This window comes from Streptomyces sp. NPDC001493 (assembly GCF_053597235.1).
This window is the reverse complement of the sequence record NZ_JBSFHV010000008.1, coordinates 190,957-215,476: the sequence shown is the minus strand read 5'-3', so window position 1 is coordinate 215,476 and position 24,520 is coordinate 190,957. Positions and strand designations below refer to the sequence as shown.

At 71.9% G+C, this 24,520-nt stretch carries 22 protein-coding genes and 1 pseudogene; 8 read left to right on the top strand and 15 right to left on the bottom strand.

Annotated elements, in window-relative coordinates; genetic code table 11:
• Positions 1–38: 38 nt before the first annotated feature.
• Together ACWCWD_RS14705 and ACWCWD_RS14700 are read right to left on the bottom strand one after the other, a co-directional pair.
• A complete protein-coding gene (locus ACWCWD_RS14705) occupies positions 39–521 on the bottom strand; it encodes a hypothetical protein (RefSeq protein ID WP_450772959.1) in 483 nt (160 codons plus the stop codon).
• A gap of 232 nt (positions 522–753) precedes the next feature.
• Positions 754–3,006, bottom strand: a complete 2,253-nt coding sequence (locus ACWCWD_RS14700; protein ID WP_450772957.1) for a hypothetical protein — start codon at positions 3,004–3,006, stop codon at positions 754–756.
• Between the two features lie 184 nt (positions 3,007–3,190).
• Here ACWCWD_RS14700 and ACWCWD_RS14695 point away from each other — a divergent pair, with 184 nt between their 5' ends.
• Entirely contained in the window at positions 3,191–3,745 is a 555-nt protein-coding gene (locus tag ACWCWD_RS14695; RefSeq protein WP_450773053.1) for an NADAR family protein, read from the top strand.
• Between the two features lie 95 nt (positions 3,746–3,840).
• Here ACWCWD_RS14695 and ACWCWD_RS14690 read toward each other — a convergent pair whose 3' ends face one another.
• A complete protein-coding gene (locus tag ACWCWD_RS14690) occupies positions 3,841–4,551 on the bottom strand; it encodes a DUF4190 domain-containing protein (RefSeq protein ID WP_450772955.1) in 711 nt (236 codons plus the stop codon).
• A 155-nt stretch (positions 4,552–4,706) separates the two neighbouring features.
• Between ACWCWD_RS14690 and ACWCWD_RS14685 the strand changes: the two genes are divergently transcribed.
• The 5 genes from ACWCWD_RS14685 to ACWCWD_RS14665 all read left to right on the top strand — a co-directional run bounded on the left by ACWCWD_RS14685 (position 4,707) and on the right by ACWCWD_RS14665 (position 9,842).
• Positions 4,707–5,741 (top strand): adenosine deaminase, encoded by a 1,035-nt coding sequence (locus tag ACWCWD_RS14685; RefSeq protein ID WP_450772954.1) that lies wholly within the window; start codon positions 4,707–4,709, stop codon positions 5,739–5,741.
• 21 nt (positions 5,742–5,762) lie between these two features.
• The gene (locus tag ACWCWD_RS14680) at positions 5,763–6,467 is read left to right on the top strand and encodes a glycerophosphodiester phosphodiesterase (protein ID WP_450772952.1); all 705 of its coding nucleotides are present in this window, start codon (positions 5,763–5,765) and stop codon (positions 6,465–6,467) included.
• A 102-nt stretch (positions 6,468–6,569) separates the two neighbouring features.
• Positions 6,570–7,820, top strand: coding sequence for a sensor histidine kinase (locus tag ACWCWD_RS14675; protein WP_450773051.1), 1,251 nt, complete (start codon positions 6,570–6,572; stop codon positions 7,818–7,820).
• Positions 7,817–8,524 (top strand): response regulator, encoded by a 708-nt coding sequence (locus tag ACWCWD_RS14670; RefSeq protein WP_450772951.1) that lies wholly within the window; start codon positions 7,817–7,819, stop codon positions 8,522–8,524. Before ACWCWD_RS14675 ends, ACWCWD_RS14670 begins: the two co-directional genes overlap by 4 nt.
• A gap of 100 nt (positions 8,525–8,624) precedes the next feature.
• Entirely contained in the window at positions 8,625–9,842 is a 1,218-nt protein-coding gene (locus tag ACWCWD_RS14665) for a serine hydrolase domain-containing protein (RefSeq protein WP_450772949.1), read from the top strand.
• A gap of 33 nt (positions 9,843–9,875) precedes the next feature.
• Here the strand turns inward: ACWCWD_RS14665 and ACWCWD_RS14660 are convergent, their stop codons facing one another.
• Both ACWCWD_RS14660 and ACWCWD_RS14655 read right to left on the bottom strand, forming a co-directional pair.
• A complete protein-coding gene (locus tag ACWCWD_RS14660) occupies positions 9,876–10,421 on the bottom strand; it encodes a hypothetical protein (RefSeq protein ID WP_450772947.1) in 546 nt (181 codons plus the stop codon).
• A gap of 136 nt (positions 10,422–10,557) precedes the next feature.
• Positions 10,558–11,997, bottom strand: coding sequence for a gamma-aminobutyraldehyde dehydrogenase (locus ACWCWD_RS14655; RefSeq protein ID WP_450772946.1), 1,440 nt, complete (start codon positions 11,995–11,997; stop codon positions 10,558–10,560).
• A 415-nt stretch (positions 11,998–12,412) separates the two neighbouring features.
• On the opposite strand from ACWCWD_RS14655, the pseudogene ACWCWD_RS14650 reads away from it, so the two are divergent.
• Positions 12,413–13,066: pseudogene (locus tag ACWCWD_RS14650) on the top strand (ABC transporter ATP-binding protein); the annotation flags it as partial.
• A complete protein-coding gene (locus tag ACWCWD_RS14645; protein ID WP_450772944.1) occupies positions 13,048–14,217 on the top strand; it encodes a hypothetical protein in 1,170 nt (389 codons plus the stop codon). The pseudogene ACWCWD_RS14650 and the gene ACWCWD_RS14645, both read left to right, overlap by 19 nt.
• A gap of 135 nt (positions 14,218–14,352) precedes the next feature.
• Here the strand turns inward: ACWCWD_RS14645 and ACWCWD_RS14640 are convergent, their stop codons facing one another.
• The 10 genes from ACWCWD_RS14640 to pyrH all read right to left on the bottom strand — a co-directional run bounded on the left by ACWCWD_RS14640 (position 14,353) and on the right by pyrH (position 24,444).
• Complete coding sequence (locus ACWCWD_RS14640; protein WP_450772943.1) at positions 14,353–14,805, bottom strand: SRPBCC family protein; 453 nt, start codon at positions 14,803–14,805, stop codon at positions 14,353–14,355.
• 96 nt (positions 14,806–14,901) lie between these two features.
• Positions 14,902–15,816, bottom strand: coding sequence for an alpha/beta hydrolase family protein (locus ACWCWD_RS14635; protein WP_450772942.1), 915 nt, complete (start codon positions 15,814–15,816; stop codon positions 14,902–14,904).
• A 175-nt stretch (positions 15,817–15,991) separates the two neighbouring features.
• Positions 15,992–16,408, bottom strand: coding sequence for a hypothetical protein (locus tag ACWCWD_RS14630; RefSeq protein ID WP_450772940.1), 417 nt, complete (start codon positions 16,406–16,408; stop codon positions 15,992–15,994).
• Between the two features lie 69 nt (positions 16,409–16,477).
• Positions 16,478–17,509: an ABC transporter ATP-binding protein gene (locus tag ACWCWD_RS14625; protein WP_450772938.1), complete on the bottom strand. Its 1,032-nt coding sequence runs from the start codon at positions 17,507–17,509 to the stop codon at positions 16,478–16,480.
• 2 nt (positions 17,510–17,511) lie between these two features.
• The gene (locus ACWCWD_RS14620; RefSeq protein ID WP_450773050.1) at positions 17,512–19,125 is read right to left on the bottom strand and encodes an ABC transporter permease; all 1,614 of its coding nucleotides are present in this window, start codon (positions 19,123–19,125) and stop codon (positions 17,512–17,514) included.
• 89 nt (positions 19,126–19,214) lie between these two features.
• A complete protein-coding gene (locus ACWCWD_RS14615; protein ID WP_450772936.1) occupies positions 19,215–20,309 on the bottom strand; it encodes a thiamine ABC transporter substrate-binding protein in 1,095 nt (364 codons plus the stop codon).
• A 300-nt stretch (positions 20,310–20,609) separates the two neighbouring features.
• Entirely contained in the window at positions 20,610–21,716 is a 1,107-nt protein-coding gene (gene rlmN, locus ACWCWD_RS14610) for a 23S rRNA (adenine(2503)-C(2))-methyltransferase RlmN (RefSeq protein WP_386894067.1), read from the bottom strand.
• Between the two features lie 170 nt (positions 21,717–21,886).
• Complete coding sequence (locus ACWCWD_RS14605) at positions 21,887–22,993, bottom strand: phosphatidate cytidylyltransferase (protein WP_450772933.1); 1,107 nt, start codon at positions 22,991–22,993, stop codon at positions 21,887–21,889.
• A complete protein-coding gene (gene frr / locus ACWCWD_RS14600; RefSeq protein ID WP_450772932.1) occupies positions 22,993–23,550 on the bottom strand; it encodes a ribosome recycling factor in 558 nt (185 codons plus the stop codon). The genes ACWCWD_RS14605 and frr overlap by 1 nt, the downstream gene beginning before the upstream one ends.
• Positions 23,551–23,670: 120 nt before the next feature.
• Positions 23,671–24,444 carry a UMP kinase gene (gene pyrH / locus ACWCWD_RS14595; protein WP_450772930.1) on the bottom strand — a complete coding sequence of 258 codons (774 nt, stop codon included), beginning with the start codon at positions 24,442–24,444 and terminating at the stop codon, positions 23,671–23,673.
• Between the last annotated feature and the right edge of the window lie 76 nt (positions 24,445–24,520).

Here is a 24,520-nt window from a genome sequence, read left to right as displayed (position 1 = left end):
CCGGCGCGGGGCCGCCCCGCTCCAAGCGCGTCACCGCCTCATCGGCCCAGGTCACCGCCGTTCGCGTCCCGTTCGCCGGCCACCACGACGGCCGCCGCCTCGTGCATCGCGAACTCCAGCAGTACGGGGTCCGTGAGCGTCCCCGATCCGTCGGGCGGCACCAGCCAGCGCACCCCGCCGGCAACCTGCCCCGGGCGCGGGACCACGATCCAGGTACCGGCCCCCAGGCCCCGCACCCCCGTGCCGAGCCACCGCGAGGCGGTGCCCGGCGGCACGAAGAAGCCCATCCGGGCGTCGCCGAAGTCGGCGAGGACGGGCCCCGGCCGGTCGATCAGACGGGTGAGTACGTCGAGCGTCGGATACCCGAGCCGCGCGGTCAGGATCAGTACGTCCCAGCGCCTGCCGGTGGGCAGGAGCGCGATCCCCCGCGGATCGCGCTCCCACTCCCGCCGGCAGGCGCCCGGATCCGGTGCCGCCGATGCCAGCCACCGGACTGCCGCTCCTACCTTGGTGCCAGTCACGACTGGCCTCCCTCTTCTCCGTGTGGACGGTGCGTTCACACGGAGAGAGAGCGGATGGGCCGAATCGTTACGCGGGTCGGGGCCACCAGTTTCCTGTGAGGTGGGCCACAAGGGGATCGACGTCCCGAAGGGTCTCGCAGGGTCTCGCAGGGTCTCGCAGGAAGGAGCTACGGGCCGGCAGGGGCCAGACGCGCGGGTGGCCCCGTCAGGGGTTCCTGCGGGGGTGGCCCCGTCAGGGGTTCCTGCGGGGTCGGGGCCACAGCACGAGGCCCAGGAGGAACGCCAGGGACACGATGCCGACCACACTCAGGACCGCCCACTTCACGGCCCCGTCGCCCTGGAAGAACCCGGCCTGCAGCACCTGGACGACCCCCGAGACCCCCGCGGCGGCGATCACCGCGAGGAACACCTCCAGCTTGGCGCGCTGCCTGCTCTCGCGCCGCTCCTCCTCCTGGGCCTCCTGCTCCTCGCGCTGGCGGGCGAGCTTCTCTATGGTCACGCCGAGTTGCTCCTGCGTCACCTCTTCGATCATGGCGTTGAGCTCCGCGACCCGTTCCTGGAAACCGCAGCGCTCCAGCAGCAGCCGGAGGCTGTCCGCCACGACGGGTGAGGCCATCAGGGACGGTGACCGGATGAGCGCGACCGTGGACCTGACCCCGGTGGCGAAGTCGTTGAGCCGCAACTTCTCGTCGTCCAGCATCCGTGCGAGCGTGCCCAGGGCCTGCGCGCTCACGCCGGGGTCGCGTTCCGCCGCGTCCACCTGCGCCTGGATGCCGTCGACCCGCCTGTAGTGGTCGGCCAGTTCGAGGGACCAGCCGGCGAAGAGTCCGTCCAGCGAGGCGGCGAACTCCGCCACGCTCGCACGGGTGCCCTGGGTGAACGCGGCGACTCCGGGCGCCAGGATGACGGTCGTGTTGGAGGTGCGGACGGTCCGCTCCCCGATCAGGCCGGTCGCCGTCGAGGAGAGCTGGTTCTCCGTCTCGTAGCGGATCCACTCGACCGGCGCCCCGATCAGGTAGGTGACCGGGTTGGTGAGCAGCTGGGCACCCACCGCTTCGAGCAGGTCGCCCGCGGACCGCACCTCGCGGCGCGCGAGGGAACTCGCGGGGCCGGGCGCGGTGGAGGCCGCGTCGACGGTGACGACGAGCTGGAACATGCCCTGGCGTGCGACGACGTCGGCCTCGGAGGTGACCGCGTTCTCGGCGAGGCGCCGGCCGGCGTCCTCCGCGAGCTGCACCGCGAGATCCGCCAGCCGCGGCCACTCCCTGCTCGGGGCATCCTTGAACGCGACGCGCACGCTGCCGTGTTCGGGTGCGGCACGCAGCATCATCGCGTAGAGATCGGCGGGCATGACGTTCTTGATGTCCGTCGTGAACCGCACGTGGTGGTTGCCCAGTTTCGAGAACCGGATCTCGGCCTGGAACCGCGCCGCTCCGTCCGCGTCCGCGGTTGGATCGGCGCCTGCGCCGAACATGACCACATCGGGGAGCGTCAGGAGCGCGCCCTCGTAGTGCCGCCCGAACGCGTCCGAACCGTCCCAGACGTCGTCGAGTTTGAGTGAACCGTTCACCGATACGGGCGTCACGTCCCCCAGTGACCAGCCCTCGGCTCTCTCCCCGACGCTGTCCAGCACCGCCTGGGGCAGCACACCGCGGGTGGCGAACGGGTAGAGGTAGACGATCTTCCCCTGGTCGATCCTCAGCCAGGGATCGTGGCGTACGCGGTTCAGCTCCATCAAGGAGAAGCGGTGGGCCCGCAGTTCGCTCACGTAGACGTCGTCGGTGATCGAATCGCCCTCTTCGGCCGCCTCCAGGTCCGCGATGGCCTGGTCGAGCGACGCCCCGGTCGTGAGGAATTCGCCCACCGCGCGAACCGCCGCGCCGACAGCGGTGTTGTAGGCCTCGCACTCCTCGGCGCGGCCGACGACGTAGGCGCTGAGGTCCGGGTGCGCGCCCGCCACTCTCCGGGCGAGCGCGGCCGCTTCCCGCGCCTTCGCCGCCGCGGTACCGAGGGCCGCCTCGTGGGCGTCCAACTGCCCGGTGGTCATGGCGTTCTCGGCTTTGATCTGCTCCGTGAGGCTCCCCATCAGCGCGAGGACGGCCCGCGTCAGAATGGCGTCCTCCCCGCTCACCACCGCCCCGTGGTCGCGCAGACAGTCCTGCGCGCCCTGCAGGGTGTCCCACATGGGCTTGTAGTGGTAGGAGATCTCCCACTCCGCCTCGACGGACAGGAAGACGAACAGCAGCAACAGCGGCACCCCGCCCGATTCGGCGGCGGCCTTCGGCAGCTGGGCGAGGATCTCCGCCTTCACGGACTCCGTGCGGTCGGCCAGCCGGCGGCTCGACGGCAGCAGTTCGGGAAAGCGCGAGGAATCCCACTGCGGCAACTCGTGCAATGTGCCGGTATCGACGTGAATTCCGGTCAGCCAGTCACACAGCGGCTGCAACTCGCCCTCGTCCAGGGCCCCCACCAAGTCACGATGCATTGGGCGATGCTATATGCCCGGACGCAGAACCGACAGTGTCCCGCAACTCACCTGGAGTGATCGGAAGTTGGGATGAAAGCCACCACCCGTCGCATTCCTCCGGACCGGGTCGCCGGTCCAGTGCCGCGGCCGCCGTCGCCGCCGATGTCAGTGGCGGGTGCCACACTCCCCTGTCATGGAACAGATGGACGATCTCCGCGCCCGGACCCGGAACGGCAAGCGGGTCAAGTACCTGCTCTTCTGGGGCCACCGCCCCCTTCCGGACGGCACGCTGGGCGCCTCCTGTCTCAGCCAGTGGTGGCCGTCGCCGTTCACCGTCGACGGGGTGGGGTACCCCTCCGCCGAGCACTGGATGATGGCCGGGAAGGCGAGGCTCTTCGGCGATGCCGAGGCGGAGCGGGCCGCGCTGGAGGCCCGCAGTCCGGCCGCCGCGAAGAAGGCGGGGCGCCTGGTCCGGGGCTTCGACGAGGAGGTGTGGGTGCGGGAGCGCTTCGGCCTCGTGGTGGCGGGCAGCGTCCACAAGTTCGGGCAGGACCCGGCGCTGCGCGCGTACCTGCTCTCCACCGGGAACCGCGTCCTGGTGGAGGCGAGCCCCGTGGACCGCATCTGGGGCATCGGGCTGGCGAAGGACGACGAGCGGGCCGAGGACCCCGGGCGGTGGCGCGGGCTGAACCTGCTGGGGTTCGCGCTGATGGAGGCACGGGAGCGGCTCCGGACCGAAGCGCCCGAGCCCGCTTGAGTTCCTGCCCCGAAAACCACGCGCCGTCCGCACGGCCGGGCATGGGCCCGGTCGGACGGACGGCGTGGGACGGACGGCGCGGTGCTTCCCGGGCGTCAGGACCCTTCGACGACGAGGGACGTGGCGAACGGGTCGTCCGTGGACCCGCTGTCCTCGAAATCCTCCGCGTGCGTGGCGAACAGCCAGATCAGGAATCCGATGATCACCGCGCCGATCAGGATCCCGATGGACCCGGTGATGATCCCGGCGAGCGCCTGGCCGCCGTTGGTGGCCTCGCCCCGCTGGGCGCGCTTGCGGCCCAGGATGCCGAAGATCAGGGCCAGCACGCCCAGGACGATGCTCAGGACCCCGTACATGCAGAACAGGCAGATGGAGAGGATGCCCAGCACCATCGCCGCGATGCCCATCCCGTTGTTCGGGGTGGGTGCCCAGGCCGCCTGGCCGCCGTAGGCGTCGTACCCGGCGTAGTTGGGGTACGGCTGCGGCGGGGCGGCCGGGTAGCCGTACTGGCCGGCCGGCTGCTGCCCCGGGCCGTTCGGCGAGACCGGCGGCGGGGGCATCGCGGAAGGTCCGGGACCGGGACCGCCCTGCGCCGGCGGGGGCCCGAACCCTCCGGCGACCGGGGCCGCCCAGGCTTCCTGCTGCGGCTCCCCGACGCCGGGTACGGACGTGACGGTCGGCTGGTCGTGCACCGCGGGCGGACGGACGTCCCCGCCCTGCTTGCCCAGGTCGACCCTGTTCTCCGGTGCGGCCCAGGGATCGCGGGGTGCCTCCCCGCCGCTGGGCGGCTCGATGTTCTCTGACATGTGACTCCCCCCTAGTGGTGCCGTCATGCTACGGCCCGGGCCGCGCCCTTCAGCTGCCGCCTACGATGAACGGTGCCACCGGCGGCCCCTGCCGGAGAACCGGGCGCCGCGGGCGGTCGGTACCGGCGTACCGAGAACCACCGGAGAGATTCCTGATGACCGACCTCCACCCCTTCATCGCGGGACTGCCCAAGGCCGAACTCCACGTGCATCACGTCGGCTCGGCGTCCCCGCGCATCGTGGCCGAGCTGGCCGCCCACCACCCGGACTCCAAGGTGCCCACCGACCCCGAGGCGCTGGCCGACTACTTCACCTTCACGGACTTCGGCCACTTCATCGAGGTGTACCTCTCGGTGGTGGACCTGATCCGTACCCCGGAGGACGTCCGGCTGCTCACGTACGAGGTCGCCCGCGACATGGCCCGGCAGAACATCCGGTACGCCGAGCTGACCGTGACCCCGTACAGCTCGACCCGGCGCGGCATCCCCGAGCAGGGGTTCATGGAGGCGATAGAGGACGCCCGCAAGGCGGCCGAGGCGGAGTTCGGCACCGTGCTGCGCTGGTGCTTCGACATCCCCGGGGAGGCGGGGCTCGTATCGGCCGAGGAGACCGCCCGGCTGGCCGTGGACCTGCGGCCCGAGGGGCTGGTCTCGTTCGGGCTCGGCGGACCCGAGGTGGGCGTGGACCGCCCGCAGTTCAAGCCGTACTTCGACCGTGCCATCGCGGCCGGGCTCCACTCGGTGCCGCACGCCGGCGAGACGACGGGCCCGCAGACGGTGTGGGACGCCCTGACGTCGCTGCGCGCCGAGCGCATCGGGCACGGGACGAGTTCCGTACAGGACCCGGCCCTGCTCCAGCACCTCGCGGAGCGGCGGATCCCGCTGGAGGTCTGCCCGACGTCCAACATCGCGACGCGCGCGGTGGCGGACCTGGACTCGCACCCGATCAAGGAGATGGTGGCGGCCGGTGTGCTGGTCACCGTCAACAGCGACGACCCGCCGATGTTCGGCACCGACCTGAACAACGAGTACGCCGTGGCCGCCCGCCTGCTGGAGCTGGACGAGCGCGGGGTCGCGGAGCTGGCGAAGAACGGCGTGGAGGCGTCCTTCATGGACCCGGCCGACAAGCGGAAGCTGGCCGCCGAGATCGACACGTACACGACACAGTGGCTGGCGGCCCCCGGCCGCTGAACCGGCCGCGACAATGGCCCCATGGCACACACCGTCACCGCCGTGGGGCATCGCGGAGATCCCTACCGCGCCCGTGAGAACACGCTGTCCTCGATCCGGTCCGCCCTCGAACGGGGGGCGGACGCGGTCGAGATCGACGTCCGGGTGACCCGCGACGGGGTCCCCGTCCTCCTTCACGACGCCACGCTGGAGCGGCTCTGGGGCCACGACGTCCGCCTGGACGCGCTCGACCACGCCGAGTTGGCGGAGCGCACCGGCGGCGGAGTGCCGACCCTGCGCGAGGCGCTGGCGGCGGTCGGCCCGCACCGGGTGATGGTGGACCTGCCCGGCTCCACGGACGCCTCGGTGCGGACGATCGTGGGTACGGTGCGCGAGTGCGGGGCGGGGGACCGCGCCTACTACTGCGCGGGCCCCGACGCGATGCTGCGGGTGCGCGCCAACGACCCCTCGGCCGAGATCGCCCTGACCTGGACGACTCTCGCCCCGCCCCGCCCCGGACTCCTCGCGGCGATCGGCCCGCGCTGGCTCAACTACCGGTTCGGGCTGGTGACACGGGACCTGACGGACCGCGCGCACCGGGACGGCCTGCTCGTCTCCGCCTGGACCGCCGACACCGGGCGCACCATGCGCCGGCTCGTCTCCCGGGGGGTCGACTCGATCACCACCAACCGGATCGACGTGCTGCGCGCCCTGCTCGCCGACCCGGCTCCGGGCGGACGCGGTTGACCTCCGCCCGGGCGGCCCGGAACGAGCCCGTTCCGTGCCGTCGTCCGGCATGATGGCCGCCGGGTCCGTCAGGGGTGCGGCCCCGCGGCCGGGGGGGGCGTGGTGGACGTGGGCGTACGGGGACGGTGGGCGCGGGCGCGCGCGGGGTGGCGTGGCCGCGCCTGGGCTGCGGACGCCGGGGTGGCTCTGCTGGTGCAGGCCGCGGTGAGCGTGCCCTGGCTGCTCCCCCGCGACCCGGGCCAGGAGCCGGCGGACCTCACGGCCTACCTGCTGACGACGCTGACGGTACTGCCGCTGGCGTGGCGCCGCCGGGCCCCGGCCACGGTGCTGCTGGTCTGCTTGGGGGCGCTCGGGCTCTACACGGCGGCACTGGACGGACCGGGGCAGACCCTGCCGTACACGGCGCTGGTCGCCCTCTACACGGTGGGCTCCGCCTGCCCCTCGCCACGTCGGCAGCTCCTGCTCGCCCTGTCGCTCGCGACCGTCTTCCCCGCCACCGCGTGGAACACGGGCGAGATCCGCGAGCTGGTCTTCTCCCTCATCGTCCTCGGCGGGGCCTACGGCTTCGGCCGGCTCGCCCGCTTCCGCCAGGAGTACACCCGGGCCGTGGAGGAGCGTGCCGAACAGCTGGAGTTGACGCGCCACGTGGAGGCCGAGCGGGCGGCTGCCCGGGAACGGGCCCGGATCGCCCGGGAGATGCACGATGTCCTGGCGCACGCGGTGAGCCTGATGGTGGTGCAGGCAGAGGCCGGGCCGGTGGCGGTGCGCACGGCCCCGGAGCGCGCGGAGGCGGCCTTCGAGGCGATCTCGGAAGCGGGGCGGGACGCGATGACGCAGCTGCGCCGCATGCTGGGCGTGCTGCGCGAGGAGGGGGCGGCGGCCGAGGCGGCACCGCGTGAACCTCAGCCCGGGCTGGGCGAGTTGCCCAGGCTGATCGAGCGGGTGCGGGCGAGCGGCTCGGAGGTAGTCCACGTGGTGACGGGCTCGCCCCGGCCGGTTCCGTCCGATGTGGGGGCGGCGGCGCACCGTATCGCGCAGGAGGCGTTGACCAACGTGGTGAAGCACGCGCCGTTCTCCCGGGTCACCGTGGAACTCGTCTACCGCGCGGACGCGTTGGTGCTCGTGGTGACGGACGACGGAAGCCGCACCACCGACGGCCGCGTTCCCGCCTGGCCGTCGCGGTCGCCGCCACCCGGGTCGTCGCCACCCTCGGGGTTCGGGCTGGTCGGCATACGGGAGCGGGCCGCGGCGCACGGAGGGACGGCCCGCACGGGCCCCGCTCCCGGAGGCCGCGGCTTCCAGGTGTCGGCCACCATCCCCTTCGCCTTTCCCGTTCAGGAGGACCTCAGTTGACGATTCGCGTGGTGGTGGCCGACGACCAGGAGCTGGTGCGCAGCGGCTTCGCCATGATTCTCGACGCGCAGCCGGACATCGAGGTGGTCGCGGAGGTGGGTGACGGGGCCGGGGCCGTGGCGGCGGTGCGCGCGCTCGGCCCGGACGTGGCGCTGCTGGACGTCCGGATGCCGGTCATGGACGGTATCGAGGCGTGCCGGACGATCAGCGCGTCGAGCGACTGCCGGTCCGTCATGCTCACCACCTTCGACACGGACGCCTACGTGTTCGAGGCGTTGCGGGCCGGGGCGAGCGGTTTTCTTCTGAAGGACGTACGCCGGGACGATCTCGTGCACGCGGTACGGGTGGCCGCGGCCGGTGATTCCCTGCTGGCGCCGTCCGTGGCCCGCCGGCTGATCGCCGAGTACACGGCGCGGCCGGCGCCCACCATCCCGTCCACCGCCGCGGCCCGGCTGACAGGGCTGACCGGCCGGGAGCGGGAGACGCTGCTGCACCTGGCGCGCGGGCTCTCCAACGCGGAGATCGCCGAGGCCCTCGTCGTCAGCGAGCACACGGTGAAGACGCACGTGGGCAACGTGCTGTCCAAGCTGGGGCTGCGCGACCGCGTCCAGGCGGTCATCTGCGCCTACGAGACGGGGCTGGTGGCTCCCTCTCCCCCGGGAGAGGGAGGAGACGCTCCCGCCTCCCTCGCTCGGGGGAGGTAGGTTCCCCCGGCCAAACCCCCGCTCGGGTGATCCGCGGGGCACCCGGGATCAACAGGATGGAGTCACCGCAGAAGGACGACATCCCACGACGGAGGCCCCGATGAAGAACCGCACCCGAACCCTGCTCGCCTCGCCGCTGATCCTCGGCGTCCTGGCCGGTCCGGCCGCCGTACCGGGGCACGCGGTGACCGGCCCGGCCGCCGCCGCGACCGTCCGCGGCGTAACCACCGTCGATGACACCACCGTCGGCGACGCCGACTCCCGCGCTCTGGCGGCGGCGATCGCGGGGCTCCCCCGGGAGGACGCCACGGCCGCGCTCGTCCGGGTCGGAGGCACGGACGGCGCATGGCGGGGCAGCGCCGGTGTGCACGATCTCGCCTCCGGCAGGCCTGCCGACCCCGACGCCCGCTTCCGGGCGGGCTCCGTGACCAAGGTCTTCACGGCGGCCACGGCCCTCCAGTTGGTCGGGGAGCGGAAGTTGTCGCTGGGCCGCACCGTCCGGTCCTACCTCCCCGCCCTCGTCCCGGCCACGTACGCCGGTGTCACCGTGGGCCAGTTGCTCAACCACACCAGCGGGATTCCGGCGGCCGACATGCCGGGCGGGACGGTGGAGGAGTGGTACGCCCACCGTTTCGACCCGCACACCCCGCAGGAGATGGTCGCCTCCGCGACCGCGAAGGAGCCTGAGTTCGCGCCGGGCCGGAGCCAGCACTACCTCAACATCAACTACACCCTGCTGGGCCTGCTGATCGAGAAGGTCACCGGCGACCGATACGCCCATCAGGTCTCGGCGCGCATCCTGCGCCCACTCGGGCTGGACTCCACGTACTTCCCCGAGGGCGGGGCGCGCATCCGGGGTGCGCACAACCACGGCTACCAGCTCTTCCCGGCCGCCGACGGCACATCGGAACTGCGGGACGTCTCGGTCTGGGGGACGGCAGACGCATGGGCGGCGGGAGACATCGTGTCGACCACCGCCGACCTGGAGCGGTTCACCCGGGCTTTGTTCCAGGGCCGCGTGGTGCGCGGCCCCCTGCTGGAGGAGATGTTCACCTTGCCCGACCGCTCCGTGCGCATGTACGGATCCGGCGACCCCGCCCAGTACAGCGCCGGGCTCTCGGTAATGACACTGGGCGGGCGGGAGGTCTGGGGAAAGACGGGCGGCCGCTACGGCTACAACACCGCGATAGCCGCGACCCGGGATCTGTCGAGGACTCTCGTCTACAGCGTCAACTCCACGGACGCCAAGGGTGAGGAGGTGAACCCCACGGCGCTGAACATCATCATCGCCGCGTACGGCGCCCCGTCCGCACCCTGAACGGCGAGGACACCCGCGCCCCTCACTCCACCCTCATCCCGCCGGGGCGGGCGCCCTCCGCAGCGGCGGTTCGGCGCCGCTCGGCCCCGCTGCCTCCAGCCGCTTGATCAGCCGCCGCACCACGAGCAGCGGGACGACTCCGAACACGCCGAACGACATGTCGATGACCGTCCACCAGAAGGGAATGCCCCTCAGCGGCCCGCAGATCAGGGCGAGCGGCAGGATGCCGGCGCAGGCGATCATGCCGAACTCCACCACCCAGATGTTGCGCACCGGATCGCGGTAGGGCCCGTAGAACGCCACGGCGATGACGAGATGAGCGAAGGCCAGCCAGTCGGTCCCGTACAGCACGAAGGGGTACCGCGCGTCGGCCTCGTCGAGCCCGGTACGCACCCGGGTGATCCACTCCATGAGGGCGGGCAGATGCTCGGGGACCGGTGACGCGGAGGAGGCCAAGAGCTCCTCGGTCCAGCGGAGTTCGTGCACGAGCGGGAAGGCGGTGAGCCCGCTCAGTGCCAGACAGACGATGAAGAAGACCAACCACACGCGTATGCGCCGCAACAGGGCCCGCTCGCTCATGCCTCGCACTGTACGCCTTTTATGAACATGTTCAAAAGCGCTCCGTCGGAACCGGTGATCCCCTGGACGCAGCACGGCCCCCGGAGAACCGGGGGCCGTCCAGGAGGCGCACGGTGCGTCCCGACGGGTTGCGCGGTCAGCCTTCGAGGGAGGTCATGACGTGCTTGATCCGCGTGTAGTCCTCGAAGCCGTACGCCGAGAGGTCCTTGCCGTAGCCCGACTTCTTGTATCCGCCGTGCGGCATTTCGGCGACCAGCGGAATGTGGGTGTTGATCCAGACGCAGCCGAAGTCGAGGTTCTTCGACATCCGCATCGCGCGGGCGTGGTCCTTGGTCCACACCGAGGAGGCGAGCGCGTACTCGACGCCGTTGGCGAACGCCAGGGCCTGGGCCTCGTCGGTGAAGGACTGCACGGTGATGACGGGGCCGAAGACCTCGTTCTGGATGATCTCGTCGTCCTGGCGCAGGCCGGAGACGACGGTCGGCGCCCAGAAGTAGCCCTTGTCGCCGACCCGGTGGCCGCCCGCCTCGACGGTGGCGTGAGCCGGGAGACGGTCGATGAACCCGCTGACCTGGGCGAGCTGGTCGGCGTTGTTGAGGGGGCCGTAGAGCACGTCCTCGTCGTCCGGCCGTCCCGTCTTCGTCTCCTTGGCCGCCACGGCCAGGGCCGCGACGAAGGCGTCGTGCACCGACTCGTGCACCAGCACCCGGGTCGCCGCCGTACAGTCCTGGCCGGCGTTGAAGTAGCCCGCCTCGGAGATGCCGGCCACCGCCTTGTCGATGTCCACGTCCTCGAAGACCACGACGGGGGCCTTGCCGCCGAGCTCCAGGTGGACGCGCTTGACGTCCTTGGCCGCCGAGGCGGCGACCTCCGTACCGGCCCGTACGGAACCGGTGATCGAGGCCATCGCGGGGGTCGGGTGCTCCACCATCGCGCGGCCGGTCTCGCGGTCGCCGCAGATGACGTTGAAGACACCGGCGGGGAGGATCTCGCCGATGATCCCGGCGATCAGGACGGTCGACGCGGGGGTGGTGTCGGACGGCTTGAGGACGACGGTGTTCCCCGCCGCGAGGGCCGGGGCGAACTTCCAGACCGCCATCATCATCGGGTAGTTCCAGGGCGCGACCTGCGCGCAGACACCGACCGGCTCACGCCGGACGATCGAGGTCAGGCCCTCCATGTACTCCCCGGCCGAGCGGCCCTCCAGCATCCGGGCGGCCCCCGCGAAGAAGCGGATCTGATCCACCATCGGGGGGACCTCCTCGCTGCGGGTGAGCGCCAACGGCTTGCCGGTGTTCTCCGACTCCGCCGCGATCAGCTCCTCCGCGTGCTCCTCGAACGCGTCGGCGATCTTGAGCAGGGCCTTCTGCCGCTCGGCGGGCGTGGTGTCGCGCCACCCGGGGAACGCCGCGGCGGCTGCCGCCATGGCGGCGTCGACGTCGGCCGGCCCGGAGAGCGGCGAGGTCGCGTAGACCTCCTCCGTGACCGGGTTGACCACGTCGATGGTCCGCCCGTCGGCGGCGTCCCGGAATTCCCCGTCGATGTAGTTGCGCAGACGGCGCACCTCGGTGGTCACAGCCACCACTCCTTCTCGTCGGTCTCTCGTCGGTCTCGTTGGTCTTTCGTCGGTCTCCGGTCGGCCCGGTCCTTCACGGCCAGCGTACGTACGGAAGCCGGCCGGCCAGGGCGTCCTGCGGATCACCGCCCCCACGACGTGCGCACACCACCTCGCCCCTCGTGGCCACCTCGGCCCGAATGCACCCGATCGAGTGAGAACGAACTCGTCCGGGCCGCGTGCTGTTCGCACACCCCGTTCCCACTCCCTACCGTGCCCAGTGACCGATCGGCCGCGTCTTCGTTCCCCCGTACGGGGGAACGGGAAACTGACCTGAACCGAGGTGTACGCCATGGTGGCCCCGCCGGACAACGACGTGATCTGGGCACGCTCCCTGCATCACTCCCACAATGGATCGCCGGGCCTCAGCGGTGTCTCGCTCGGTGTCCGTGACGGCGAGATCCTCGCCGTCACGGGGCCGCGCGGCAGCGGAAAGTCCACGCTGCTGCACTGCCTCTCGGGCCAACTGGTGCCGCAGCAGGGCGAGGTGTGGTTCAACAGTGTGCCGGTCCACACCATGGGCCCCCGCCTGCGCGAACAGCTGCGACGCGACCGGTTCGGCTGGATCGCCTCCGATCCGCAGCTCGTCCCCGAGCTCAGCGCCTGGGAGAACGCGGCCCTGCCGCTGCTGCTGCGGGGCGTCTCCCACCGCACCGCCAGGAAGGCCGCCATGGAGTGGCTGGAGCGCATGGACATCGGCCCGCTCGCCAAGAAGCGGCCCCACGCGCTGCTCCAGATCCAGCGCCAGCGGATCTCCGTGGCACGCGCCCTCACCGCCGCTCCTTCCGTGATCTTCGCGGACGAGCCGACCGCGACCCTGCACGGAGCCGACCGCAACCAGCTGCTGCGTACCCTCACGGCGGCGGCGCGTTCGCACGGCATCACGGTGGTGATGGCCACCCACGACGCGGAGATCGCCGCACTCGCCGACCGCACGGTCCCGATGCTGGACGGCCGCCGGGTCGCCACCGTCAAACTGCCCGCCGTGGCCGACACGGAAGGCCGCTCGGCGTGCTCGCTCTCCGTCTAGCCCGCGGCTCCCATCCCCTCGTCCTGGTCAGGCGGCTGCTGGTCGCCTCCGCCTCCGCCGGGGTGGGCTTCCTCCTGCTGAGCACGCTCGGGCACGCCTCCGGGCACCCGTCCCAGGCGGCGGGCTCGGTGCTGCGGCTGCTGTGGTGCTTCGTACCGCTGGCGGCCACCGTGCAGTTCGCCGTCGCGGTGGCCCGTACGGACCCGAGCACCCGGCCGCGTGCCGGGCTCTCCGCCCTGGGTCTCGGGCCGGTCCGGCTGTCGGTGCTCGCCGCCGTCTCCACCGCGGTCGCCACCACGCTCGGCTCGATGGTGGCCCTGCTCTTCTTCCTGCACCTGCGTGGCGACCTGACCGGAATGCCCTTCGACGGCGGCGCGGCGGAGTTCCTGGGCTCCGGTACCCCGCTGCCGCTCGCCGCCGCACTGGTGCTGCTGGCGCTCGTACCCGTCTCGGCATCCGTGGCGAGCGCGCTGGCCCTGCGGTCCCGGCCCACGGCCCCGGCGCCGGACGAACCGTTCGCGGCGGAGGAACCCGCCTCCCCCGCCGCCGCTCCGGCGGGACTGCCCTGGGGTGTGGCGCTGGCCGCCGCGGGTCTTGCCGTGGAGGCGTACGCGAGCCGGGGCTCGGGGGGCAGCCCCTTCCCGCTGCCCGGCCGGCTCGACTCCACCCCCGCCGGTGTGCTGGCCGGCTGGGTCCTCACCGCGACCGGCCTGGCGCTCGCCGGGCCCGGCCTCACCCACCTCTGCGGCCGGCTGCTCCAGTCGGCCCGGCCGGGGGCCGTGCGACTGCTGGCGGGCCGGGTCCTGATGGACGAGGCCCGCCGCATCGGCCGGCCGCTCGGCATCGTCTGCGCGGTGGTCTCGGGCGCCTTCGCGGCGATGGCGCTGTACGAACCGGGGTCGCGCTCCTACGGGCCGCTCACCGCGCTCGGGGCCGTCCTGGTCCTGGGCTGCACGACGGCGTCCCTGCTGACCTCCGCGATCGAGGCACGGCAGGACCGGGCGCGGACCGCGGAGACCCTGCACCGGATGGGCGCCCACTCGTCCGTGCTGCGCTCCGCGACCGCGCTGCGGGCGGTGACCCTGCTGCTGGTGTTCGCCCCGCTGACCTGGGTGCTCGCCCAGCTGGCGGCCCTGCCGCTGTCGGGCTGAGAAGGCCGAGTCGGCCCAGAGGCCCGAGCGCGCCGGGGTCCCGCTCTACGCGGGGCCCCGGCGCGCTTCGTGCGGGACCTCGGGGACGGGGCCTCGGGGAAGGGACCTCAGGGACGGGACCTCGGGGACGGGACCTCAGGGGCGCGTGGCCAGGCGGGCGGCGAGGGCGTCGAAGAAGGCCTCCCAGCCGTCCTCGGCGGCGGCGTACTGCTCGGGCGTGAGGTGGCCGCCGCGCTGCTGGAAGACCAGTTCGGTGGTGGAGCCCGGGCGCTCGTGGAAGGTGGCGGTCACCGTCTCGCAGGCGCCCTCGGGGGCCGTCGCGTCCTGGAGCGTGAAGACGATCCGCTCCGGGTCCGCCACTTCGAGGTACGTCCCGTGGAACGGCATCTCGGTGCCGGGCACCACCAGCACCAGGCTCCAGGTGCCTCCGGGGCGTACGTCCATGAACATCCGGTCGAGCGGCACCTCCGCGTCGCCGCCGTACCAGGCCGCGAAGTCCTCCGGATCGGTCCACGCCCGGAAGACGCGCTGCCTGGGGGCGTCGAGTACGCGGGTGATGTCGATGCCCTCGCGCGCTGAATGGCTCATGATCCGCGTCACTGTCCTTCCCGGTCGGCCCCCTTCCGGTACCGGCGGGGCCCGTATCCAGCTTGCGCCGACCGCCCGGGGCTGTCGCGGCGGCGGTCAGGACCGGCCGGGGCTCGGGGACGTCCGGGGCCCCGGGGTGCGCCCGGTGAGGTGGTGCAGGAAGAACGCGGCGGCGTCCGCCCCCGTCCGCTCCCGGGCCCCCTCGCCGCCCGGCAGGTGCTCGAAGAAGTCCTCGTGCCGGACGCCGGGACCCACGCAGAGCCCGGTGATCCCGGGGATGTGGTCCAGGTACGGTGCGGTGTCCTCGGCGTACGGAGTGACGGTGTCGGCCCCGCCCCAGCGGAGCGCGACCGGAATCCGGATCGCGGCCAGGCTGCCGGGCGTCACCAGCGACCCCAGGCCGGGCGCCACCTGGAAGACGGCCCGCACCCGCGGGTCGGACACGTCCGCGCCGGAGTCCCGGACGGCCGCCATCAGCTCCTCGGGCGTCCGCTTCCTCCGTACCGCCGCGAGCAGGTCCGGGAACTCCGGAATCGCCGGCTCCGGCAGCCTTCCGTCGAGTACGGCCGCCACCACGTCCTGGTCGACGCGCGCCCCGGCGAGCGCGGCGGCCGTGTATCCCCCGAACGAGAACCCGGCGGCGCCGACCGGTCCCAGGGGTTCCCGGGCGGCCAGCGCGTCGAGCGCGAAGGTGACGTCCCGGGGGCGCTCCCAACCGAGGAGAAAGCCCTCGGGCTCGTATCCGTCGACGAAGTTGTTGCCGTGGTGGTCGAGCGCGACCACCCGGAGGCCCGCCTCCACCAGCGGACGCACCAGCCAGTTCATCGCGCTGCCGGACCCGCCCGTTCCGTGCGACACCACGACCAGCGGACCGGCGCCGGCCGTGCGGCGGACCGGCTCCCACACGTAGAGCCGTACCGGGCGGGGCGCGGCGGGGTCGCGCAGGTCGCGGCGGGAGTCGTCGTACAGGACGGATATGCGCGGCTCGGCCGCCGGCCCCTGGATCGTCATGGACGGCAGCGTAGGACCCGGTCCGGCGCTTCCGTTACACGGGTCCCGGCGCTTCCGTATCCGGTTCGGCGCTTCCGTATCCCGTTGGGGCCCTTCGGGACCGGATCGGCGGCCGGACCCGCTTCCGTACACGGTTCCGCTCTTCGGGGAACCGGATCGGCGGCCGGAGCACGGCTCATGCCCGGGCGGCCACGGCCTCGATCCCGGCGGCCCGGAGCCTGCGGGCCAGGCGCTCCATCTCGGGCATCGTGCCCACGTACTCGCCCGTGACGACCTCGTTCAGCACGGACCTGGCCTCGGCCAGGGCCAGGCCGAGTTCGGCCCTCAGCACACGCATGGCCACGGCGTTGCGCGTGGCCGGATCCAGTCGGAGCCGCACCGGACCGTGCTCGGAAAGCATGCGGTCCCGCAGACCGGCGGGCAGCTCACCGCCGCACGCGGACTGCCAGAGGCCACAGGCCGAGCAGTTGATCTCCGTGTCCCAGGTCAGGGATTCGTCCACCAGCGCGTGAACGCCCGAGCACTCCGTCTCCGCACCGCAGCCCTGGCACGCGACCGGGTAGGAGAGGTACTCGAAAACCATCGGCTCCATGGCCACCCCCGCGAAAAAGAGTAGGCCGTGGGCCAGGACGCGCCGGAAGTGCCGCCGGACGGCCGGGCGTCAGGCCCCCGGCGCCGCCGCCAGGACCACCGTCCCCGCCGCGTCGAAGGTGACCCCGACGACCGCGCCCTCGGCCGGGGTGTCGGCGAGCGCGCACTCGGCCTCCACGACCGGGCCGTGCTCGGGGGTGAGCCGCACGGCGACCCGGTCGCCCCGGAACGTACGCGCTCCGGCCGTGCAGCGCAGGCCGTCCTCCGGGGCGCCGATCCGTACGCCCGCGGGCCGTACCAGCAGGTCGCAGCTGCCCTGCGGTGATCCCTTCGGTACGGGCACCTCGCCCCACGGGGTGCGGGCGGTGGCACCGGTGACCGTCGCCGCGACCACGTTGTCGAAGCCGAGGAAGCGGGCGACGAAGGCGGAGGCGGGGCGCTGCCAGACCTCCAGCGGGGTGCCCGCCTGGGCGATCCGGCCGTCCCGCATCACCACGACCCGGTCGGCGAGCGCGAAGGCCTCGCCCTGGTCGTGGGTGACGGCGAGCACGGTCGTGCCCAGGTCCGTGAAGAGCGAGCGGAGTTCGACGACGAGGCGTTCGCGCAGTCCCCGGTCGAGCTGGCCGAGCGGTTCGTCCAGCATCAGCAGTCTCGGGCTGGGCGCGAGGGCGCGGGCGAGCGCCACCCGCTGCTGCTCGCCGCCGGACAGTCCGGCGACGGCCCGGGGGCCCGCGCCGGAGAGACCCACCAGATCGAGGAGTTCGGCGACACGTTCGCGCTGGGCGCTCCGGTCCACCCCGCGCATCCGCAGCCCGAAGGCGACGTTGGCGGCCACGTCCCGGTGCGGGAAGAGCTGGTGGTCCTGGAACATCAGCCCGAGGCCACGCCGGTGCACCGGGACGCCCGCCTGGTCCGCGCCGTCGAGGAACACCCGGCCCCCGTCGAGCGGCTGGAGCCCCGCGACGACGCGCAGCAGGGTGGACTTCCCGCTGCCGCTCGGGCCGAGCACGCAGACGATCTCGTGGTCGGCGACCGCGAGGTCCACCGCGTCCAGTACCGCCCGTCCGCCGAAACGGACCGTGGCCGCGTCCAGCTCCAGCATGGTCAGAACTCCCCGGATCGGTCGGTACGGATGCGTTCGAGGAGCAGCAGGGAGACGGCGCACACCAGCATCAGGATCGTGCTGAGGGCCATCGCCTGGCCGTAGTTGAGCTCCCCCGAACGGCCCAGCAGGCGCGCCACGGCGACCGGCAGGGTCGGGCGGTCGGGACGGGCGATGAAGACGGTGGCGCCGAACTCGCCGAGCGAGACGGCGAAGGCGAAGCCGGCGGCGACGAGCAGCGCCCGGCGCACCAGCGGGAGGTCCACCTCGCGCCAGGCCCGCAGCGGCGAGGCGCCGAGGACGGCCGCCGCCTCCCGCAGCCGGGCGTCCACGGCGCGCAGGACCGGCAGCATGGTCCGTACGACGAAGGGGACGCCCACGAGCGCCTGGGCGAGCGGCACCAGGATCCAGGAGGTGCGCAGATCGAGCGGCGGTTCGTCCAGCGTGATCAGGAAGCCGAAGCCCACGGTGACGGCGGAGACGCCGAGCGGCAGCATGAGGAGCGCGTCGAAGCCCCGGACCAGCCGCCCCGCCCGGCGGGTGAGCGCGGCGGCGGCGAGCCCTCCGACGACGAGGGAGATGCCGGTCGCGGCGAGGGCGTACTGGAGGGAGTTCCAAATCGCCTCCAACGGGGCGACCAGGAAGGTGGAACCGCTGGCCTCGGCCGATCCCAGGGCCCGGTAGTAGGCGAATCCGTGCCCCCCGGGCTGGTCGAAGGACCGCTCCACCAGGACCCCGAGGGGCAGCAGGATGAGCACGAGCACGGTCAGCAGGAGCCCGCCGAGGAGCGCCCACTGGCCCGCGCCGCGCGGGCGGCGGGCGGTCAGCGCCGGGTCGACGAGGCGCAGGGCCCGCTCCCGGCGGCGTACCGTACGCGCGTGCACGGCCAGGATGGCGCCGACGGCGACGAACTGGACGAGGGTCAGTACGGCGGCGGTGGGCAGGTCGAGCAGCTGCGCGGTCTGCCGGTAGATCTCCACTTCGAGCGTGGAGTAGGCGGGACCGCCGAGGATCTGTACGACACCGAACGAGGTGAACGTGAACAGGAAGACCATGAGGGCGGCGGCGCCCACGGCGGGGGCGAGCGCGGGCAGCGTCACCCGCCGCCAGGCGGCGAACCGCCCCGCGCCGAGCACCCGGGCGGCCTCCTCCTGACGCGGGTCGAGCTGCGACCAGAGCCCGCCGACGGTCCGTACGACCACCGCGTAGTTGAAGAAGACGTGGGCCAGCAGGATCGCCCAGACGGTGGTGTCGAGGCGTACGCCCCACAGCTCGTCGAGCAGCCCACCGCGTCCGAGCAGGGCGAGGAAGGCCGTGCCGACGACGACGGTCGGCAGCACGAACGGCACGGTGACGATCGCGCGCAGCAGTTGTTTGCCGGGGAAGTCGAGGCGGGCGAAGACGTAGGCGCCGGGCAGGGCGATCAGCAGCGTCAGCGCGGTGGAGGCGAACGCCTGCCAGGTGGTGAACCAGAGGACGTCCAGCAGGTCGGCGCGGCCGAGGACCTCGCCGAAGCGCGCGAACTGCCAGCCGTCCTCGGTCTTCAGCCCCCGGGCCACGATCGCGGCGACCGGGTACGCGAAGAACAGCGCGAAGAACGCGACGGGCACGGCCATCAGGCCGAGCCGCGTCGCGAGGGAGCGCGCGCCGCCGGTGGTGCGGCGGCGCGCGGTGGTTCCGGCTGTCTTCGGCACTTAGGGCTTCGTCACTTCACGACGAGCGAGGTCCAGGTCTGGACCCACTGCTCACGGTTGGCGGCGATCTTCTCGGGGGCCACGGTGAACGGCTTGTCCACGGTGGCGCCGAACTTGGTGTAGACCTCCGGCAGCTTCGCGTCCTTGACGACCGGGTCGACGAACATCTGGAGCGGCATGTCCTCCTGGAACGTCTTGCTGATCAGGAAGTCCAGCAGCGCCTTGCCGCCCGCCTCGTTCTTCGCCCCGTCCAGCAGACCGGCGAACTCGATCTGGCGGAAACAGGTCGCGGTGGCGACGCCGGTGGGGGCCTCGGTCGGCTGCGGGTCGGCGTAGTAGACCTCGGCCGGCGGGCTGGAGGCGTAGGAGACGACGAGCGGGCGGTCGGCGTTCGCCTTCTTGCCACCGGCCGAGCCCGAGAACTCCTCGTTGTACGCCTGCTCCCAGCCGTCGACGACCTTGACGCCGTTGGCCTTCAGCTTCTTCCAGTAGTCCTGGTAGCCCTTCTCACCGGAGTCGGCGATGGTGCCGAGCAGGAAGCCGAGTCCGGGCGAGGAGGTGGCGGCGTTCTCGGTGACCAGGAGGTTCTTGTACGCGGGCTTCAGCAGGTCCGCGAAGGACTGCGGCGGGTCCAGCTTCTTGTCGGCGAAGTACTTCTTGTCGTAGTTGACGCAGATGTCGCCGGTGTCGATCGGGGTGACCCGGTGCTTGGCGTCGAGCTGGGTGTCGGCCGAGACGGCGTCCAGTCCCTTCGCCTTGTACGGGGTGAAGAGGCCCTGGTCGAGGGCGCGGGAGAGCAGCGTGTTGTCGACGCCGAAGAAGACGTCGCCGCGCGGGGAGCCCTTGGTGAGGATCTCCTGGTTGAGGGCCGCTCCGGCGTCGCCGCTCTTGAGGACCTTGACCGTGTAGCCGGTCTCCTTGGTGAACTCCTTGAGCACGTCGTCCGAGGCGGCGAAGGAGTCGTGGCTGACCAGGGTGACGGTCTTGGAGCCCTTGGAGGCACCCGAGCCGGTCGTGTCGTCGTCGGAGCTTCCGCAGCCGGCGAGCGCGGTGACGCCGAGTGCGGCGGCGAGCGCGGTCGCCGCGTACTTCGTCGTGGTGTGCATGTGATTCCTCCTGGAGGTGACCAGGAAGAGACGCGGCCCCGCACGCTTCGGCGGGTGCCGGAAGCGGGCAGGGCGCAACAGCTTGAGTAATGACCGAACTTCCTACCCGGAATGACCCGGGCGAGGTTCAGAGGGTCTGCGGCCATCCGTTCACCGGTGCCGCACTCTCAGCGCTGTGGCGCTCCCCTGTCGGAATATGAAGTTGGATGCGGGGGCCAGGCTACACGGACCCTGTGTGGGGGCTTTGCCCCGGTCGGACCGACAACGGCGGTCCGACCGGGGCATCCCGAAGGGGCCTGCTCAGCGCTCGGCGGCGGCCAGCTGCCCGCAGGCGCCGTCGATCTCCTGGCCACGGGTGTCGCGCACCGTGACGGGCACCCCGTGGGCGGCGATGGCCTCCACGAACGCCTTCTCGTCCTCGGGACGGGAGGCGGTCCACTTCGAGCCCGGCGTCGGGTTGAGCGGGATGAGGTTGACGTGCACCCGCTTGCCCTTGAGCAGCCGGCCGAGCCGGTCGCCCCGCCACGCCTGGTCGTTGATGTCGCGGATCAGGGCGTACTCGATGGAGATCCGGCGGCCGGACTTCTCGGCGTACTCCCACGCGGCGTCGAGCACCTCGCGGACCTTCCAGCGGGTGTTCACGGGCACGAGGGTGTCGCGGAGCTCGTCGTCCGGGGCGTGCAGCGAGACGGCGAGACGGCACTTGAAGCCCTCGTCCGCGAAGCGCAGCATGGCGGGCACCAGGCCCACCGTGGAGACGGTGATGCCGCGCTGGGAGAGGCCCAGGCCGTCCGGCTCCGGGTCGGTCAGCCGGCGGATGGCGCCGACGACGCGGTTGTAGTTCGCCAGCGGCTCCCCCATCCCCATGAAGACGATGTTGGAGAGGCGCGCGGGCCCGCCCGGCACCTCACCGTCGCGGAGCGCGCGCATACCGTCCACGATCTGGTGCACGATCTCGGCGGTGGAGAGGTTCCGGTCGAGGCCGGCCTGTCCGGTGGCGCAGAACGGGCAGTTCATCCCGCAGCCGGCCTGTGACGAGATGCACATCGTGACGCGCTCGGGGTAGCGCATGAGGACGGACTCGACGAGCGTCCCGTCGTGCAGCTTCCAGAGCGTCTTGCGGGTGGTGTCGTCGTCGCAGCTGATGTGGCGGACCACGGACATGAGGTCCGGGAAGAGCGCCTCCGCGAGCTTGTCCCGCGATCCGGCGGGGATGTTCGTCCACTCCGACGGATCGTGCGCGTACCGCGCGAAGTAGTGCTGCGAGAGCTGCTGCGCGCGGAACGGCTTCTCGCCGGTCGCGGCGACTGCTTCCTTGCGCTCGGCGGGCGTGAGGTCGGCGAGGTGGCGCGGGGGCCTCTTGGCTCCGCGGGGCGCGACGAAAGTGAGTTCTCCGGGCTTAGGCATGGTTCTTCCAGTGTCGCAGACGCGACGGGAAGGGCCCGCCGTCCTGTGGACAGCGGGCCCTTCGCGCGTAAAGACGCAGGTGGAGCGCGGTGTGCGGAAGCGTTCCGATCTGCGGGGCACGGCCCGTGGACCGCAGCCGGAACGTATCGCCTGAAGTCTCGGCCCCGGGCTCAGCCGCTGCCGACGAACAGCACCAGCAGCAGCCAGACCACCGGAGCGGTCGGCAGGAGCGAGTCCAGCCGGTCCATGATCCCGCCGTGACCGGGCAGCAGCGTGCCCATGTCCTTGATGCCGAGATCGCGCTTGATCATGGACTCACCGAGGTCACCGAGGGTGGCGCTGGCGGCGACCGCGAGGCCGAGCAGCAGACCCTGCCACCAGGAACCGTCGTCGATCAGGAACTGCACGCACAGCGCGCCGCCCACCATCGCGAAGGCGATGGCCCCGAAGAGACCCTCGCGGGTCTTTCCGGGGCTGATGCGCGGGGCGAGCTTGTGTTTGCCGAACCGCCAGCCGACCGCGTACGCGCCGGTGTCACTGACCACGGTCAGTATCAGGAAGGTCAGCACCCGCCACGGTCCGTCGTCCGCGGCCAGCATCAGCGCGACGAACGTCGCCAGGAACGGTACGTAGAACGCGGCGAAGACACCCGCGGTGACGTCCCGCAGGTATCCCTCCGGCTTCTCGGTCATCCGCCAGACGAGTACGGCGAGCGAGGTGAGCGCCATCGCGATCCAGGCGCCGTCCGCCCCCCACACGTAGCCGGCCACGACCATGGCGGCGCCGCCCACCGCGAGCGGGACGAGCGGGGCCTTGATCGACTTCCGCTCGGCGAGCCGAGAGGTGAGTTCCCAGAGACCGACGACGACGGCGACGGCGACGACACCGACGAAGACGGCCTTCACGACGAACAGCGAGGCGATGACGACGGCACCGAGACCCACGCCGACCCCTATGGCGGCCCGCAGGTCACGCCCCGCCCGCTTCTTCTGCGGAGCGGGGGGCGGGGCGGGAGCGGGTGTCTGCGGGGCGGGCGCGGGCGCCTGCGGCACCTCGTCGCGGAACAGGGGGCCACTGATGTGCGTGGCGTCCCCGTCCCGTCCGTCGTGGTCGTCCGCGTCGTCTCTACCTGCGTCGGGAGTGTCCGGCACGATGGGCATGGGCCGAGTCTGCTGGGCGCCGTGCGCATCGTGGGCAGGACCCGCCGGAGCGGCCCCGATCTCGGACGTGCCCCAGTAGCCGGCTCCCTGCGGGGCGCCCCAGGAGGAGTCGTTCATCAGACTTCGAGCAGCTCGGCTTCCTTGTGCTTCAGCAGCTCGTCCACCTGCGCGACGTACTTCGCGGTGGTGTCGTCGAGCTCCTTCTCCGCACGGCGCACCTCGTCCTCGCCGGACTCCTTGTCCTTGACGAGCTTGTCGAGCGCCTCCTTCGCCTTGCGGCGGATGGAGCGGATCGAGATCTTGGAGTCCTCGGCCTTGGTCTTGGCGACCTTGATGTACTCCTTGCGGCGGTCCTGGGTGAGCTCGGGGAAGACCACCCGGATGATATTGCCGTCGTTGCTGGGGTTGACGCCCAGGTCGGAGTCGCGGATCGCCTGCTCGATGTTGCGCAGCGCGGTCTTGTCGAACGGCGTCACCACGGCCATCCGCGGCTCGGGAACCGAGAAGGAGGCCAGCTGGTTGATCGGGGTCAGCGCGCCGTAGTAGTCGGCGACGATCTTGTTGAACATCGCCGGGTGCGCGCGGCCGGTCCGGATCGCGGCGAAGTCCTCTTTCGCCACGACAACGGCCTTCTCCATCTTCTCCTCGGCTTCGAGGAGGATTTCTTCGATCACCACGTGCTCCTGCGTGTCTTGAGTGGGCCCGGCATCGTCATCGCCGGGCCCTGCGGGTCCTGCGTCGCGTCCTCACCTGCACGGTGTCCGACCGGCAGGCCGTTGTCCATCCGTGGGCCGTCAGGCCCGGGTGCTCTCGTCACTCACGAGCGTGCCGATCTTCTCACCGTTGACGGCACGGGCGATATTGCCCGCGGCGGTCAGTTCGAAGACCAGGATCGGGAGCTGGTTGTCGCGGCAGAGCGTGATCGCGGTGGCGTCGGCGATCTTCAGATCGCGGGCGAGCACCTCGCTGTACTCCAGCGCGTCGAACTTCACCGCGCCGGGGTTGGTCTTCGGGTCGGAGTCGTAGACCCCGTCGACGCCGTTCTTGCCCATCAGGAGCGCCTCGGCGTCGATCTCCAGGGCCCGCTGGGCAGCGGTGGTGTCGGTGGAGAAGTACGGCATGCCCATGCCTGCGCCGAAGATCACGACGCGCCCCTTCTCCAGGTGGCGAACGGCACGGAGGGGAATGTACGGCTCGGCGACCTGGCCCATGGTGATGGCGGTCTGTACGCGCGAGTCGATGCCCTCCTTCTCCAGGAAGTCCTGGAGTGCCAGGCAGTTCATCACGGTGCCGAGCATGCCCATGTAATCGGACCGGGCCCGGTCCATGCCGCGCTGTTGCAGCTCGGCGCCGCGGAAGAAGTTGCCGCCGCCGATGACGACGGCGATCTCCGCACCGTCGCGCACCACTGCGGCGATCTCGCGGGCGATGGCGTGCACGACGTCGGGATCGACTCCGAGTCCGCCGCCACCGGCGAAGGCCTCACCGGACAGCTTCAGCATGAAGCGTCCGGACACCTTCTCGTCGCGCTTGTGGTCAACCTGTTTGGCGTCCGCGCCCTTGTCCATGGAAATTCTCCTCGTGCACATACGAAGAAGGCCATTGCCGGTGGGTCTGGTGTCCCTCTGCGGCAATGGCCTCCTC

What these genes read in the sequence shown, in the direction of transcription:
- ACWCWD_RS14700 (WP_450772957.1), bottom strand. Translation starts at nt 3,006, where the DNA reads ATGCATCGTGACTTGGTGGGGGCCCTGGACGAGGGCGAGTTGCAGCCG.
- ACWCWD_RS14695 (WP_450773053.1), top strand. Translation starts at nt 3,191, where the DNA reads ATGGACGATCTCCGCGCCCGGACCCGGAACGGCAAGCGGGTCAAGTAC.
- ACWCWD_RS14690 (WP_450772955.1), bottom strand. Translation starts at nt 4,551, where the DNA reads ATGTCAGAGAACATCGAGCCGCCCAGCGGCGGGGAGGCACCCCGCGAT.
- ACWCWD_RS14685 (WP_450772954.1), top strand. Translation starts at nt 4,707, where the DNA reads ATGACCGACCTCCACCCCTTCATCGCGGGACTGCCCAAGGCCGAACTC.
- ACWCWD_RS14680 (WP_450772952.1), top strand. Translation starts at nt 5,763, where the DNA reads ATGGCACACACCGTCACCGCCGTGGGGCATCGCGGAGATCCCTACCGC.
- ACWCWD_RS14665 (WP_450772949.1), top strand. Translation starts at nt 8,625, where the DNA reads ATGAAGAACCGCACCCGAACCCTGCTCGCCTCGCCGCTGATCCTCGGC.
- ACWCWD_RS14660 (WP_450772947.1), bottom strand. Translation starts at nt 10,421, where the DNA reads ATGAGCGAGCGGGCCCTGTTGCGGCGCATACGCGTGTGGTTGGTCTTC.
- ACWCWD_RS14640 (WP_450772943.1), bottom strand. Translation starts at nt 14,805, where the DNA reads ATGAGCCATTCAGCGCGCGAGGGCATCGACATCACCCGCGTACTCGAC.
- ACWCWD_RS14635 (WP_450772942.1), bottom strand. Translation starts at nt 15,816, where the DNA reads ATGACGATCCAGGGGCCGGCGGCCGAGCCGCGCATATCCGTCCTGTAC.
- ACWCWD_RS14630 (WP_450772940.1), bottom strand. Translation starts at nt 16,408, where the DNA reads ATGGAGCCGATGGTTTTCGAGTACCTCTCCTACCCGGTCGCGTGCCAG.
- ACWCWD_RS14625 (WP_450772938.1), bottom strand. Translation starts at nt 17,509, where the DNA reads ATGCTGGAGCTGGACGCGGCCACGGTCCGTTTCGGCGGACGGGCGGTA.
- ACWCWD_RS14620 (WP_450773050.1), bottom strand. Translation starts at nt 19,125, where the DNA reads ATGGCCGTGCCCGTCGCGTTCTTCGCGCTGTTCTTCGCGTACCCGGTC.
- ACWCWD_RS14615 (WP_450772936.1), bottom strand. Translation starts at nt 20,309, where the DNA reads ATGCACACCACGACGAAGTACGCGGCGACCGCGCTCGCCGCCGCACTC.
- rlmN (WP_386894067.1), bottom strand. Translation starts at nt 21,716, where the DNA reads ATGCCTAAGCCCGGAGAACTCACTTTCGTCGCGCCCCGCGGAGCCAAG.
- ACWCWD_RS14605 (WP_450772933.1), bottom strand. Translation starts at nt 22,993, where the DNA reads ATGAACGACTCCTCCTGGGGCGCCCCGCAGGGAGCCGGCTACTGGGGC.
- pyrH (WP_450772930.1), bottom strand. Translation starts at nt 24,444, where the DNA reads ATGGACAAGGGCGCGGACGCCAAACAGGTTGACCACAAGCGCGACGAG.